This window comes from Streptomyces griseorubiginosus (assembly GCF_017614965.1).
GTDB lineage: Bacteria > Actinomycetota > Actinomycetes > Streptomycetales > Streptomycetaceae > Streptomyces > Streptomyces griseorubiginosus_B.
Window position 1 is genome coordinate 37782 of sequence record NZ_WVUG01000026.1, and the last position, 13787, is coordinate 51568.

At 71.6% G+C, this 13787-nt stretch carries 10 protein-coding genes; 8 read left to right on the forward strand and 2 right to left on the reverse strand.

Annotated elements, in window-relative coordinates:
• Positions 1-67: 67 nt before the first annotated feature.
• Positions 68-1330: a YhgE/Pip domain-containing protein gene (locus tag GRC12_RS08015; protein ID WP_208778473.1), complete on the reverse strand. Its 1263-nt coding sequence runs from the start codon at positions 1328-1330 to the stop codon at positions 68-70.
• Positions 1331-1593: 263 nt separating this feature from the next.
• Between GRC12_RS08015 and GRC12_RS08020 the strand changes: the two genes are divergently transcribed.
• The 6 genes from GRC12_RS08020 (at position 1594) to GRC12_RS08045 (ending at position 10051) form a co-directional block, all read left to right on the forward strand.
• Entirely contained in the window at positions 1594-3654 is a 2061-nt protein-coding gene (locus GRC12_RS08020) for a xanthine dehydrogenase family protein molybdopterin-binding subunit (RefSeq protein ID WP_208778482.1), read from the forward strand.
• A gap of 10 nt (positions 3655-3664) precedes the next feature.
• Positions 3665-4147: a (2Fe-2S)-binding protein gene (locus tag GRC12_RS08025; protein WP_208778474.1), complete on the forward strand. Its 483-nt coding sequence runs from the start codon at positions 3665-3667 to the stop codon at positions 4145-4147.
• A gap of 78 nt (positions 4148-4225) precedes the next feature.
• Entirely contained in the window at positions 4226-7600 is a 3375-nt protein-coding gene (locus tag GRC12_RS08030) for a pyruvate carboxylase (RefSeq protein ID WP_208778483.1), read from the forward strand.
• A gap of 76 nt (positions 7601-7676) precedes the next feature.
• Positions 7677-8168, forward strand: a complete 492-nt coding sequence (locus GRC12_RS08035) for a DUF1360 domain-containing protein (protein ID WP_208778475.1) — start codon at positions 7677-7679, stop codon at positions 8166-8168.
• Positions 8169-8277: 109 nt separating this feature from the next.
• The gene (locus GRC12_RS08040) at positions 8278-9480 is read left to right on the forward strand and encodes a hypothetical protein (RefSeq protein WP_208778476.1); all 1203 of its coding nucleotides are present in this window, start codon (positions 8278-8280) and stop codon (positions 9478-9480) included.
• Between the two features lies 1 nt (position 9481).
• The gene (locus GRC12_RS08045) at positions 9482-10051 is read left to right on the forward strand and encodes a hemerythrin domain-containing protein (protein WP_208778477.1); all 570 of its coding nucleotides are present in this window, start codon (positions 9482-9484) and stop codon (positions 10049-10051) included.
• 10 nt (positions 10052-10061) lie between these two features.
• On the opposite strand, the gene GRC12_RS08050 is transcribed toward GRC12_RS08045, so the two are convergent.
• Positions 10062-10931 (reverse strand): metallophosphoesterase family protein, encoded by an 870-nt coding sequence (locus tag GRC12_RS08050; RefSeq protein ID WP_208778478.1) that lies wholly within the window; start codon positions 10929-10931, stop codon positions 10062-10064.
• A gap of 174 nt (positions 10932-11105) precedes the next feature.
• Here GRC12_RS08050 and GRC12_RS08055 point away from each other — a divergent pair, with 174 nt between their 5' ends.
• Both GRC12_RS08055 and GRC12_RS08060 read left to right on the forward strand, forming a co-directional pair.
• Positions 11106-12188, forward strand: coding sequence for a substrate-binding domain-containing protein (locus tag GRC12_RS08055; protein WP_208778479.1), 1083 nt, complete (start codon positions 11106-11108; stop codon positions 12186-12188).
• Positions 12189-12345: 157 nt separating this feature from the next.
• Positions 12346-13680, forward strand: a complete 1335-nt coding sequence (locus tag GRC12_RS08060; RefSeq protein WP_208778480.1) for an ABC transporter substrate-binding protein — start codon at positions 12346-12348, stop codon at positions 13678-13680.
• The last annotated feature ends 107 nt before the right edge of the window (positions 13681-13787 follow it).

Here is a 13787-nt window from a genome sequence, read left to right on the forward strand (position 1 = left end):
CGTTGCGAGAGGGTTGCACACTCCCGCCTCGCCTCCGGTGACGGGCGCTGCGGCTCGGGCACATCGGTCAGGCCGGCTGGGGTGTCAGGCGCGCGTGGCCCCTGCGGTCGTAGTAGCGGGTCATGGCGAAGCCGAAGAGCAGGGCGAGGGCCGTGCCGATGGCGATCATGATCCAGGAGCGGGTCAGGCCGGCGTCACCGCGGGCGTCGAAGTAGAGGATGGCGCGCACTCCGTCGCTGAGCTGGCGCATGGGCTCGAAGTGGGAGAGGAAGCGGTAGAAGCCGGGGACGGCCTGCAGGGGGACGGTGGCTCCGGAGGACGGCAGGCCCAGCACGATGAAGACGAACATGGAGACCAGCTGGCCGATCCCGCCGAACGCGGCGTTGATGGCCTGCACGCCGAGGCCGACGGCGAGGGACGCGCAGTAGGAGTAGATCCACAGCAGGGGGAGATGGCCGGCGTCCATGTCCAGGATGGTGATCGTCGCGAGCATGATCAGGGAGACGGTGAGGACCGTGATGCCCGCGGTCATGGCCATCTTCAGCAGCAGCGTCTGGGTGCGGTTGATCGGGACCGTGGGCAGCCGGGTGTGCCAGGGGCCGATCTCGTTGTCGGCGTAGCCGAGCGAGGTGTCGACGGCGTTGCTGATGACGTTGCCGCCGATGAAGCCGGCCAGCACGAGCAGCAGGGTGTAGTAGAAGGCGCTCAGACCCAGGCCGCTGTGGCCGCCGAGGGGATGGCCGACCTGGGTGACGACGTTGACGGGGTCGGCCAGCAGCAGCTTGGTCGTGGCGTCGGCCCGCGCGTCCGCCCGGGTGAGCTGCTTGCCGATGGTCTGTGACGCCTGGTGCGCGGCCTGCGTGGTGATCTGACTGGCGAGGGAGGAACCCAGGCTGCCCTTGCCGGGGTTGGTCAGCACCGTCATCGTGGGCCGCTCGGTGGCGTCGCTGGTGGCGAGCGCGGTGACGGAGTCCGTGAAGTTCGCCGGGATGACCAGGGCGCCGTACACCTTCCCGGAGTCGAGCTGGTCCTGCGCCTCGGCGAGCGTCAGGGTGCGCCACGACGCCTTGTCGCTGGAGGTGTCGGAGGTGATGGCGGCGGCGATCTGCGTGCCCGCGTTCTGCCGCTGACCGGCCGGCGGTCTGCCCGTGTCCCCGTTGACCAGGGCGATCGGCAGATGGCGCAGATCGCCCTGCGGGTTGACGATGCCACCCATGTAGAGGAGGGACAGCAACAGGGCGAGCAGCCCGGTGAGAAGGGTGGGCATCACCCACAGCTTGGGGCGGCCCAGCAGGGTGACGGCACGGGCCGGGGGACTGGCGTCGGCCATGGTTCTCCGTAGGTCGTGGGGACGGGGGCATCCACCGCACATCTGCGCATCCCAGAGCCTACGGACGGCGAGGGGCAGACGAACGCAACCTGACCGAACGGCCCTGAACCGGTCGGAGCCCCCGTACGTACCTCTCAGGCAACCCACAGGACGGCCGCACCCTCCTACCGGTTGACGTAGTGGGCGACACATCCGAGGAGTGTCCGTTGGACCGCATCGAGTCCTCCCCCTCCGAACCGCGCGCGGTCTCCCGCCGCAGGTTCATGGTCTACTCCCTGTCCGCCGCCACCCTCACCGTCGCCGCCCCGCTCGCCTGCGACACCTCCAGGGCGCAGGGCTCCGAGCCCGCCGGCGCGGTGGCCACCGGCGACGACGACGAGATGCTGGTCCTGGAGGTCACCAAGGCGAACCGGGTGGTCGTACGGCTGCCCCGCGTCGAGGTCGGCCAGGGCGTCACCACCGCCGTCGCCATGATGATCGCCGAGGAGCTGGACGCCCGCCTCGCCGACGTCGACATCCCCCTCGCGGACGCCCGCACCAAGGGCAACCAGTCCACCGGGGGCTCCAGTTCCGTCCGATCGCTGTACGACCCCGCACGCCGGCTCGCCGCCACGGCCCGCGCGAGACTGGTGACGGCGGCCGCGCATCGCTGGCACCTGCCCGCCCGGACCCTGCACACCCGGGACACCATGGTCCTCGCCCCCGACGGCCGTAAGGCGAGCTTCGGCTCCCTCAGCGCGGACGCGGCCCGCATCCGCCGCACCGAGGTCTCCGCCCGGCCCCGCCCGGCCGCCCGGCACAAGGTGATCGGCCGGCCGACGAACCGGATCGACGCCCGGGACATCGTCACCGGAAAGGCGAAGTTCACCGGAGACCTGACCGTGGCCGGGGCGAAGCCTACCGTGGTCGCCAGGCCGCCGACGCTCGGCGGCCGGGTCGTCTCGGTCGACGACCGGGCGGCGCGCGCCCTGCCGGGCGTCCACGCCGTGCTGAGGGTGCCCGGCGGGATCGCCGTGGTCGCCGAGTCCTTCCACCACGCCTTCACCGCCCGGGACGCCCTGAAGATCAAGTGGGCGCCGGGCCCGATGAGCTCGCTGTCCGACGCCGGCATCCGCTCCCGGCTGCGGGCCGCGCTCCCCGCGCTGGGCTCACCGCCGCGCGGATCGACGCAGGTTGAGGGCGAGTTCGAGTTCGCGTTCGTCAGCCACGCGCCGATGGAGGTGCTGACCGCGATCGCGGACGTGCGCGCCCACCGGGCGGAGCTGTGGTTCTCCACGCAGACTCCGATGGAGGCGCGCGACACCATCGCGTCCGCCGTCGGACTGCCCGCCTCCGCCGTCACGGTGCATGTGATCCGCGGCGGCGGCTCGTTCGGGCGCCGGCTGACCTTCGACGCGGCGATCGAGGCGGCCCTGATATCCAAGGCCGCGGGGCGACCCGTCAAGCTGATGTGGAGCCGCAACGACGACACCCGGCACGGCCGGATGCGCCCCGCAAGCCACCACCGCATCCGCGCCAGCCACCAGAACGGCCGGGTGATCGCCTTCGCCCACGCGATGGCCTCGGTCAACGAGTCGTCCGGCAAGAGCGGGGTCGACCAGGCGTCCTTCGTACGGCGGGCTTCCGGACCCGCGCCCAGTGACTCCGGGCTCTACAACTTCGGCCGTCTGTCCGGGGATTCGGGCGGGGTCGACCTTCCGATCCCGCTCGGCGCCTGGCGGTCGGTCGACGCCGGAACCGCGCGGACCGCGGAGGAGATCCTCGTCGACGAGATCGCCGCGAGCCTCGGCGAGGACGCGGTCGCCTTCCGCCGTACGACCCTGCGCAGCACGTCCGTCCGGGCCGTGCTGGACAAGGTCGCCCTGGCCGGGGGCTGGGGGCGGGCCCTGCCCGCCGGGCACGGGCAGGGCGTGGCCGTGCACGAGGAGTACGGCTCCCGCGTGGCCTGCCTCGCGGAGATCGACGCGACCGACCCGCGCCGGCCCCGGGTGACCCGGGTGGTGATGGCCGCCGACGTCGGCACGGTGATCAATCCCCGGGGCCTCGAGGCCCAGCTCATGGGCACGGCGATCGACGGGATCTCCACCGTGCTGTCGGCCGGTCTGCACATCGACCGGGGTGCCGTGCGCGAGGGCAGCTTCGCCGACTTCCACTGGGCCCGGCAGCGCCACGCCCCGCTGCACTTCGAGGCGCACGTCATGCCGTCCACGGCGGACCCGGGAGGCGCCGGGGAGCTGGGGGTGCCGGCCGCCTCCGGGGCCGTCGCCAACGCCTACGCCCGCGCGACCGGCACCAAGCCGCGCCGCTTCCCGCTGAGCTTCTGAGAAGGACCCCATGCCCTCCTACTCCTTCACCCTCAACGGCGAGAAGGTCACCGTCGAGGCGCCCGCCGACATGCCCCTGCTGTGGGTGCTGCGCGACCTGCTGCACGTCACCGGCCCCAAGTACGGCTGCGGAGTCGGCGTCTGCCGTGCCTGCACCAGCCACCTCGACGGCGACGAGATCCAGCCCTGCGTCGTCAGGGTCGAGGACTGCGCGGGCCGGAAGGTCACCACCATCGAGGGCCTCGCCGACGGCGACACCCTGCATCCCGTGCAGCAGGCGTGGCTGGAGCGCGACGTCGCCCAGTGCGGGTTCTGCCAGCCGGGCCAGATCATGGCCGCGGTCGCCCTGCTGAAGCGGACCCCCCGCCCCACGGACGCCGACATCGACGGCATCGAGAACGTCTGCCGGTGCGGCACCTACAGCCGGATCCGGGAGGCCATCGAGAAGGCCGCGGCGGAGATCAACACGGCGACGCCGAAAATCACTCCCTGAGTGGCCCGGCTCACATGGCCATGAGGGCATGGCGCCGACACCATGGGGGACGTCATCGGCAGGCTGAAGGGAGCGGCGATGTTCCGCAAGGTGCTGGTCGCCAACCGTGGTGAGATCGCGATCAGGGCATTCCGTGCCGGCTACGAGCTGGGTGCCAGGACGGTCGCCGTCTTCCCGCACGAGGACCGCAACTCGCTGCACCGGCTGAAAGCCGACGAGGCGTACGAGATCGGCCAGCCCGGCCACCCCGTACGGGCCTATCTGTCGGTGGAGGAGATCGTCCGCGCGGCCCGCAAGGCCGGCGCCGACGCCGTCTACCCCGGCTACGGCTTCCTGTCGGAGAACCCCGAGCTGGCCAGGGCATGCGAGGAAGCGGGCATCACCTTCGTCGGGCCCAGCGCGCAGACGCTGGAGCTGACCGGCAACAAGGCCCGTGCCGTGGCCGCCGCCCGCGCGGCCGGCGTTCCGGTGCTCGGCTCCTCCCAGCCCTCCAACGACGTCGACGAACTGGTGCGCGCGGCCGAGGAGATCGGCTTCCCGGTGTTCGTGAAGGCCGTCGCCGGCGGTGGCGGCCGTGGCATGCGCCGGGTCGAGGACCCGGCCGCGCTGCGCGAGTCCATCGAGGCCGCCTCCCGTGAGGCCGCGTCCGCGTTCGGCGACCCGACCGTCTTCCTGGAGAAGGCGGTCGTCGACCCCCGCCACATCGAGGTGCAGATCCTCGCCGACGGCGAGGGCGACGTCATCCACCTCTTCGAGCGCGACTGTTCCCTCCAGCGCCGTCACCAGAAGGTCATCGAGCTGGCCCCGGCGCCCAACCTGGACCCGGCCCTGCGTGACCGCATCTGCGCCGACGCCGTCCGCTTCGCCCGCGAGATCGGCTACCGCAACGCGGGCACGGTCGAGTTCCTGCTCGACCGGGACGGCAACCACGTCTTCATCGAGATGAACCCGCGCATCCAGGTCGAGCACACGGTCACCGAGGAGGTCACCGACGTCGACCTGGTCCAGGCCCAGCTGCGCATCGCCTCCGGCCAGACCCTCGCCGACCTCGGGCTGTCCCAGGAGACGGTGAAGCTGCACGGCGCGGCCCTGCAGTGCCGTATCACCACCGAGGACCCCGCCAACGGCTTCCGCCCGGACACCGGCCGCATCAGCGCCTACCGCTCGCCCGGCGGCTCCGGCATCCGTCTGGACGGCGGAACCACCCACGCCGGTACGGAGATCAGCGCGCACTTCGACTCCATGCTGGTGAAACTCACCTGCCGGGGCCGGGACTTCAAGGCCGCCATCGGCCGGGCCCGGCGTGCCGTCGCCGAGTTCCGCATCCGGGGTGTGGCCACCAACATCCCCTTCCTGCAAGCGGTGCTGGACGACCCGGACTTCCAGGCGGGACGGGTGACGACCTCGTTCATCGAGGAGCGCCCGCATCTGCTGACGGCGCGTTCCTCGGCGGACCGGGGCACCAAGCTGCTGACCTACCTCGCCGACGTCACGGTCAACAAGCCGCACGGCGAGCGCCCCGAGCTGGTCGAGCCGGTCACCAAGCTGCCCCCGCTGCCCGAGGGCGAGCCGCGCGCCGGCTCCCGGCAGCAGCTCGTCGAGCTCGGCCCGGAGGGCTTCGCCCGCCGACTGCGCGAGTCCCCGACCATCGGCATCACCGACACCACCTTCCGCGACGCCCACCAGTCCCTGCTCGCCACCCGGGTGCGCACCAAGGACCTGCTCGCCGTCGCGCCCGTCGTCGCCCGCACCCTGCCCGAGCTGCTCTCCCTGGAGTGCTGGGGCGGTGCCACCTACGACGTAGCCCTGCGCTTCCTCGCCGAGGACCCCTGGGAGCGACTGGCCGCCCTGCGCGAGGCCGTGCCCAACATCTGTCTGCAGATGCTGCTGCGCGGCCGCAACACCGTCGGCTACACCCCGTACCCGACCGAGGTGACCGACGCCTTCGTGCAGGAGGCCGCCGCCACCGGCATCGACATCTTCCGCATCTTCGACGCCCTCAACGACGTCGGCCAGATGCGCCCCGCCATCGACGCCGTGCGGGAGACCGGCACCGCGATCGCCGAGGTCGCCCTCTGCTACACCTCGGACCTGTCCGACCCCAATGAGCGCCTGTACACGCTCGACTACTACCTGCGCCTCGCCGAGCAGATCGTCGAGGCCGGCGCCCATGTCCTGGCGGTCAAGGACATGGCCGGCCTGCTGCGCGCCCCGGCCGCCGCCAAGCTCGTCTCGGCGCTGCGCCGCGAGTTCGACCTGCCGGTGCACCTGCACACCCACGACACGGCGGGCGGCCAGCTCGGCACCTACCTCGCCGCGATCCAGGCGGGCGCGGACGCCGTGGACGGCGCGGTCGCGTCGATGGCCGGTACGACCTCCCAGCCCTCCCTGTCGGCGATCGTCGCCGCGACCGACCACTCCGACCGGCCCACCGGCCTGGACCTGCAGGCGGTCGGCGACCTGGAGCCGTACTGGGAGAGCGTCCGCAAGGTCTACGCCCCCTTCGAGGCGGGTCTCGCCTCCCCGACCGGGCGCGTCTACCACCACGAGATCCCCGGCGGGCAGCTGTCCAACCTGCGCACCCAGGCCGTCGCACTGGGCCTCGGCGACCGCTTCGAGGAGATCGAGGACCTGTACGCGGCCGCCGACCGCATCCTGGGCCGGCTGGTCAAGGTCACCCCGTCCTCCAAGGTGGTCGGCGACCTCGCGCTGCACCTGGTCGGCGCCGGGGTCAGCCCCGAGGACTTCGAGGCGGCGCCCAACCGCTACGACATCCCCGACTCGGTCATCGGCTTCCTCCGCGGTGAGCTGGGCACCCCGCCCGGCGGCTGGCCCGAGCCGTTCCGCAGCAAGGCGCTCGAGGGGCGCGGCCCGGCCAAGCCCGTGCAGCAGCTGACACCGGAGGACCGCGAGGGCCTGGCCAAGGAGCCCCGCGCCACCCTCAACAGCCTTCTGTTCCCCGGCCCGACCCGCGAGTACGAGGCCCACCGCGCCGCCTACGGCGACACCAGCGTCCTGGACAGCAAGGACTTCTTCTACGGCCTGCGCCCGGGCAAGGAGTACTCCGTCGACCTGGAACCCGGCGTGCGGCTCCTGATCGAGCTGGAGGCGGTCGGCGAGGCCGACGAGCGCGGTATGCGCACCGTGATGTCGACCCTGAACGGCCAGCTCCGCCCGATCCAGGTGCGGGACACGGCCGCCGCCTCCGACATCCCGGTCACCGAGAAGGCCGACCGGGGCAACGCCGGCCATGTCGCCGCGCCGTTCGCCGGTGTGGTCACCCTCGCGGTCGCCGAGGGCGACGAGGTGGACGCCGGGGCGACCGTGGCCACCATCGAGGCCATGAAGATGGAGGCCGCGATCACCGCCACCAGGGCGGGCCGTGTGACCCGCCTCGCCATCAACCGGATCCAGCAGGTGGAGGGCGGAGACCTGCTGGTCGAGATCGGCTGAACCCCGTCTCGCGACGATTCCGACGGCCGTATCGGGAAACCCGGTACGGCCCATCGGAACCGCCGGAGAGGGCGCCATGACTGCTGCCGACACCGCACGCTACGACGACCAGGACGACACCCCCCTGAAGGGGTACGCCGTGCTCGCCGGCACCTTCGCGACGGGACTCGCGGCCTTCACCGCGGCGGTCCGGGCACGCGGCGTACGGCCGCCCCGGGACGTGCCGCCGTGGGACGTCGCCCTGATGGGAGCGGCCACCTACAAGGCCTCCAGGCTGCTGGCCAACGACAAGATCACCAGCTTTGTGCGGGCGCCGTTCACCGAGCGCAAGGGGGACGGCGAGGCCGCGGAGGTCATGGACGAGCCGCGCGGCAAGGGGGTGCGCCGGGCCGTGGGCGACCTGGTGTCCTGCCCGTTCTGCGTCTCGGTCTGGGCGGCCGGCGCCCTGGTCTGCGGCTACACCACCGTCCCCCGGGCCACCCGGCTGGTCTGCGCGGGCCTGGGCGCGGTGACCCTGGCGGACTGGCTGCAGTACGCCTGGACCTGGACCCAGCAGAGCGTCGAGTGAGGACCGCCCTGGCCGGAAGTCGACCTGTGGGTCCATCGGCGCGGTGAGAGCGATGGCGGTGGGTACCCGGCGCCGACCCGTTACGGTTCTCACCCCCCAGGAGGCCCTCATGGGCTTCAATCCTCTGGAACACCGTGGCATCCCGCTCGAGCGTCAGATCCGCAGCTGGCGCGAGCTGGATGTCGAGCCCGTCGACCCCGACCGCGGCGACCCGTACACCAAGTGCCGGATCATCACGATGAACGGCATCGAGGTCGAGGCGATCCTCTTCAACCACCAACTGGCCCGGCACTGTCCGGACATGGAGGTCAAACGGCAGCTGGCGGAGGTCCGCTACGCCGAGGCGCAGCAGCAGAAGGCCGTCAACTGGCTGCTGCCGGGACTGGCCTCGGTGCTGGAGACGACGATCTCCTACGAGCAGGTCGCCGTCGACCTCACCGGCTGGATCGCCCGGCACGAACCCGACCCCTACCTCAAGCAGGCCTACGAGTTCGGCGTCCTGGAGGACTTCGACCACCTGTACCGGTACGCCAACCTCTACGAGATGATCGAGCACCGCAAGGCGGACTCGATCGTCGAGAACCTCACCGAGGTCATGCCGGGCCGCCCGACGAAGTTCCACCACCGTCACCCGGCCGACAACGTCCGTGAGCCCTACGACCGGACGACCGTGAACCCGCTGTCCAAGCTGCACGCGCTGACCGTCATGTCCGCCGAGCAGCAGACCATGAACTTCTACCTGAACGTCGGCCCGCAGTACATGGAGCCGATCGCCCGGCAGCTCTACCAGGAGATCGGGCTGATCGAGGAGGAGCACGTCACGCACTACGAGTCGCTGGTCGACCCGGGCGAGACATGGTGGGAGCAGCTCGTCAACCACGAGTACAACGAGTGCTACCTCTACCACTCCTTCATGGAGCAGGAGTCCGACCCAAAGGTGAAGGCGATCTGGGACCTGCACCTCAACATGGAGCTCGAACACCTCCATATCGCCTGCGATCTGATGCGCCGTCACGACGGCCGCGACCCGCGGGAGATCCTCGCACCCGAGCTGCCCAACGTGCTCACCTTCGAGCCCAACAAGGCCTACCTGCGCGAACTCCTCGACACGCAGATGGATCTGACCACACTGGGCGCCGGTTACGTGCGCGACGCGCACGAGCGGTTCGAGCGGATGCAGGAGCAGATCCACGGCGGCGAGGAGCCGCCGAGCGAGCGGGTCATGGCCCAGCACCGGGAGATGTTCGGGCGTGAGTACCGCCACCAGACCGAGGGGGAGCACCCCGATGTCGCCTCACGGGAGAAGAACTGACATGGCCGGCATCGCCGCCGACGACGCCGACGTCGTCGCCCTGCTCATGCGCCAGCACGGAGACATCCGCAACCTGTTCGACGAGGTCGAGAAGGCCGGCGGGGAGGAGCGCCGGGCCGCGTTCCGCCGGCTGGTCCGTCTGCTCGCCGTGCACGAGACGGCGGAGGAGGAGGTCGTCCACCCCTTCACCCGCACCTCGGTGCCGGACGGCGAGGCCGTGGTGGAGGCGCGGCTCGCCGAGGAACGCGAGGCGAAGGAGGTGCTCAGCCGGCTCGACGGCATGGACACCGACGACCCCAAGTTCCTGCCCGGACTCGACGCGCTGCGCAAGGACGTGATGGCCCACGCGCGCTCCGAGGAGCGCTACGAGTTCATCCACATCCGCCGCAGCGCGGACAAGGCACGGCTGGCGTCCATGGCGACGGCGCTGCGCGCCGCCGAGGCCATGGCTCCGACCCACCCGCACCCGGGCACCGAGTCCGCGGCGAAGAACCTCACCCTGGGTCCCGTGGCCGCGGTGATCGACCGCACCCGTGACGCCGTCCGCAAGGCGCTGGGCAAGGACGGCTGACCTCAGGTGTTCAGCGGGCGGCGACCAAGGCGTCCAGGCCGAGGTCGTCGCCGCTGACGTCGGCGAGCCACGCGTCGTGGACGTACTCGAAGCCGCCGGTGTCGGTGTCCAGCAGACCGATACTCCCGGGTGTGACCTGCTGCCGCGGGTTGATCGGCGCACCGCTTCTGCCGTCGGTCTTCGGGCGCACCAGCTGCGCGAGGGCGTACGAGGTCGTCGGACCGTACCGACGCGGCCCGTTGGGGTGGTGGTAGTGGCCGCTGACGTGCAGGGGCGGCCGCAGATGCTCGATGAGCCGGGTCAGCTCGGGGGAACCCTGGACGGTGCCGCGCCACTCGGACATGCCGTAGGGGCCGTCGTGGGTGACCAGCAGGTCCACGCTGCCCGGTTCGGCGTCCAGCAACCGGGCGTACGCCTCGGGGTCGAAGTCCATCGCCTCCGACTCGATCAGTCCGAGGAAGGCGGTGCGCAGGCCGGCGATCTCGACGACAGTGCCGCAGGCGACGTGACGGTAGGCGCCGAGCGGGTCCACCGGAGTCACGGCCGACAGGCTGTTGTGATGCAGGGTGGCCAGCCACTCGTGGTCCTCGTGGTTGCCGCTGACGAAGTGGACCGAGGGAACCTGCTCCAGCGTTCTGCGTACCGCGTCGGCCAGTCGGGGTGACGGATCGAGCAGCCGGAAGAAGTCGCTCTGCGCCGGCTGGTCCGCGCCGAACCGCCGACTGGCCTCGTCCCACCGTTCCGGGGCGGGAAACGCGCCCAGGTCGCCGACCTGGATCAGCGCGTCGAGCCGGATCCCGCGCCGCTTCCGCAACAGCACCGCGGCGCCCAGCGCGTGCAGCACGCATCCGTGGACGTCCCCGAAGAACGCGACCTTCACATGCCGCTCCCTTGTCCTGGTCGTCTCTCTGCTCTGTGGTGTCGCATTTGTCGAGCCTCGCGGGCTGGGGGCGGACGGGCAAGCGGATATCCACTCCAGGGATGGTGGCCGGCGCGGGCGATCGTATGATGATGGCCGGATCGCTCAAACGAACATTCCCGGGGCGGAGGCCGTATGCGTGAGCCGGTCGATCTCAGGCGGCGGCGGATCCTCGCCGCGGTGCAGGCACGCGGAACGGCCCGGGTCGCCGACCTCGCCGCCGAACTGCAGGTGTCGGTGGTGACCGTCCGCCGGGACGTCGAGGAACTGACCCGCGAGGGCAAGCTGAGGCGCGGCCACGGTGTGGTCCGCTCCACCCTGCCCGCCCAGGAACTGCCCGAGCGCGCCGCCGGTGAGGGCGACACCGTGGCCGTGGTGGTGCCCGAGCGGCACTCCTACCTCTACGAGGCCCTGCACGGCGCCCGCACCGTCCTGGACGCCGCCGGACTACGGGTCGCCCTGCACATCGCCCCGCAGGTGCCCGGCGCCGAACGCCCCCAGGTGGAGCGGGCGCTCGCCGACGGGGCCCGCGCGGTGCTGCTCGCTCCCCGCTGGCGCAGCCCGGCGGCGGAGGAGGACGACTACCGCTGGCTCGCCGCGCTGGACGTGCCGACCGTGCTGATGGAGCGCCGCCCTCCGAAGGGCAGCGCCCTGCACGCCATGGACTCGGTCTGCTCCGACCACTGGTACGGCGCCCACCTCGCCGTCGAGCACCTGGTCGGCCTCGGCCACCGGCGCCTGGTCTTCGCGACCCGCGACGACAGCCCCACCGCCCGCACCCTGCGCGCCGCGCTCACCGAGATCGCCGGCGATCACCCCCTGGTCGAGGAGTGGGCCTGGGCGCTGAGTTCCTCCCGCGGGGCCCTCGACCAGCAGCCCACCGATGTGACGGACCTTGCCGCGCTGTTGCGCAAGGCGGGCGCGACGGCCGCCGTCCTGCACGGCGACGTGGACGCGCTGATGCTGGTGCAGCAGCTCGCCGAGAACGGTGTGCGCGTCCCCGAGGACTGCTCGGTCGTCGCCTACGACGACGTGGTGGCCGGTCTCGGCAGCCCGCCGCTGACGGCGGTGTCACCGCCCAAGGGCGAGGTCGGGCGGGTGGCCGCGGAGCTGCTGCTGCGGCGCCTGGGCGGCACTCACGGCGAGGGAGGGCGCTCGGTGCAGCGCGTCGAACTGCTGCCGACCCTCACGGTGCGCGGCTCGACGCGGGCCCTGTGACACGGGGGGCCCGAGGAGCCGTATCCGCACCGATGAGCGTTTGACCGCTTTATTTTCTTCTGATCGATCTATTGACCGTTTCCCGTGGGCCACGGAGGATTCCGGTGACTCGAACAGGTCGTGCCCACCCGGGCACGCCGGAGCCTCGGGAGGCCCGATGCCTGGTCGACACAGCCGTCGATCCGTGCTCGCCGCGATGGCCGCCCTGCCGCTGACCGGTGCCGTGAGCGCCTGCAGCGGACAGGGCGCCACCTCGGCGGGCAGCACCAGCGGGACCACGCACATCACCTTCTGGTCCGCCCTGCGGGGCAGCCAGCAGGTGGTGGACGCGTTCAACCGCACCCACGACCGAATCCAGGTCGACTTCCAGCAGATCCCGTCCGGCACCCAGGGCGGCTACGCCAAGCTCTCCAACGCCGCCCGGGCCGGCAACGCGCCGGACGTGGCCACCATCGAGTACCCGCAAGTGCCCGGCTTCGCCATCGACGGCGTCGCCCGCGACATCAGCGGCATGATCAGCGACACCCTCAAGGCCAAGCTCCTGCCGCAGGCCCTCGGCCTCACCACCTTCCAGGGCCGCACCTTCAGCGTCCCGCTGGACGTCGAGCCGATGGTCATGCACTACCGCACCGACCTCTTCGAGCGGTACGGCCTCCACGTCCCGCGCACCTGGGACGAGTTCGCCGAACTCGCCCACACGGTCAAACGCAAGGCGCCCGAACGCCGGCTGGCGCTGTTCCCCACCGACAGCCTCGCCACCCCGTTCGCGGCCTACTGCTGGCAGGCCGGCGCCCAATGGTTCGACACCTCCCACGGTGCCTGGAACGTCTCCCTCGCCGACGCGCCCACCCGGCGTGTGGCGTCGTACTGGCAGAAACTCATGGACGAGGACGTCGTGTTCGTCAACGCCATGGACAGCCGCCAGTACGACGCGCAGGTCGCCGACGGGCTGGTGCTGACCCGGCTCACCGGCGCCTGGGACGCAGGCGCCCAGATGAAGGCGCAGCCCGGGCTGAAGGGCAAGTGGCGGATCGCGCCGCTGCCGCAGTGGGACGAGAGCCACCCGGCCATCGGCACCCATGGCGGCTCCACCTTCGCCGTCACCAAGGACAGCCGGCATCCCGAGGCCGCCATGGAGTTCATCGAGTGGCAGGTCTCCCACCCCGACGCCCTGCGCGCCCGGCTCTCCAGCGGCGCGAGCAGCCAGTACCCGGCCGTGCCCGCACTGGTCCCCGTCGACCGCAAGGCCTTCGACCGCTCGTACTACGGCGGACAGGACATCTACACCCTCTACGACCAGGAGGCCCGCAAGATCCGCGACGGCTGGGTGTGGGGCCCGCGGATGACCGCCACCGGCAAGGTGATGCAGGACGGCTTCGCGCGCGTCGGCGGCGGACAGGGCAGCCTCATCGACGCCGTGCGCGCGGCCCAGGACGGCACGATGCCCGACCTGAAGGCCCTGGGCCTGTCCACCACCCAGCACAGCACCTGAGCACCGGCAGGGCATCCCGCCCGCATCAGAGCCACCGGCAAGGCATCCCGCACCCACCTGAGCCGCCCGAAAGGCAGGTGAACCCCGTGGCCGCGACCACCCAGCAC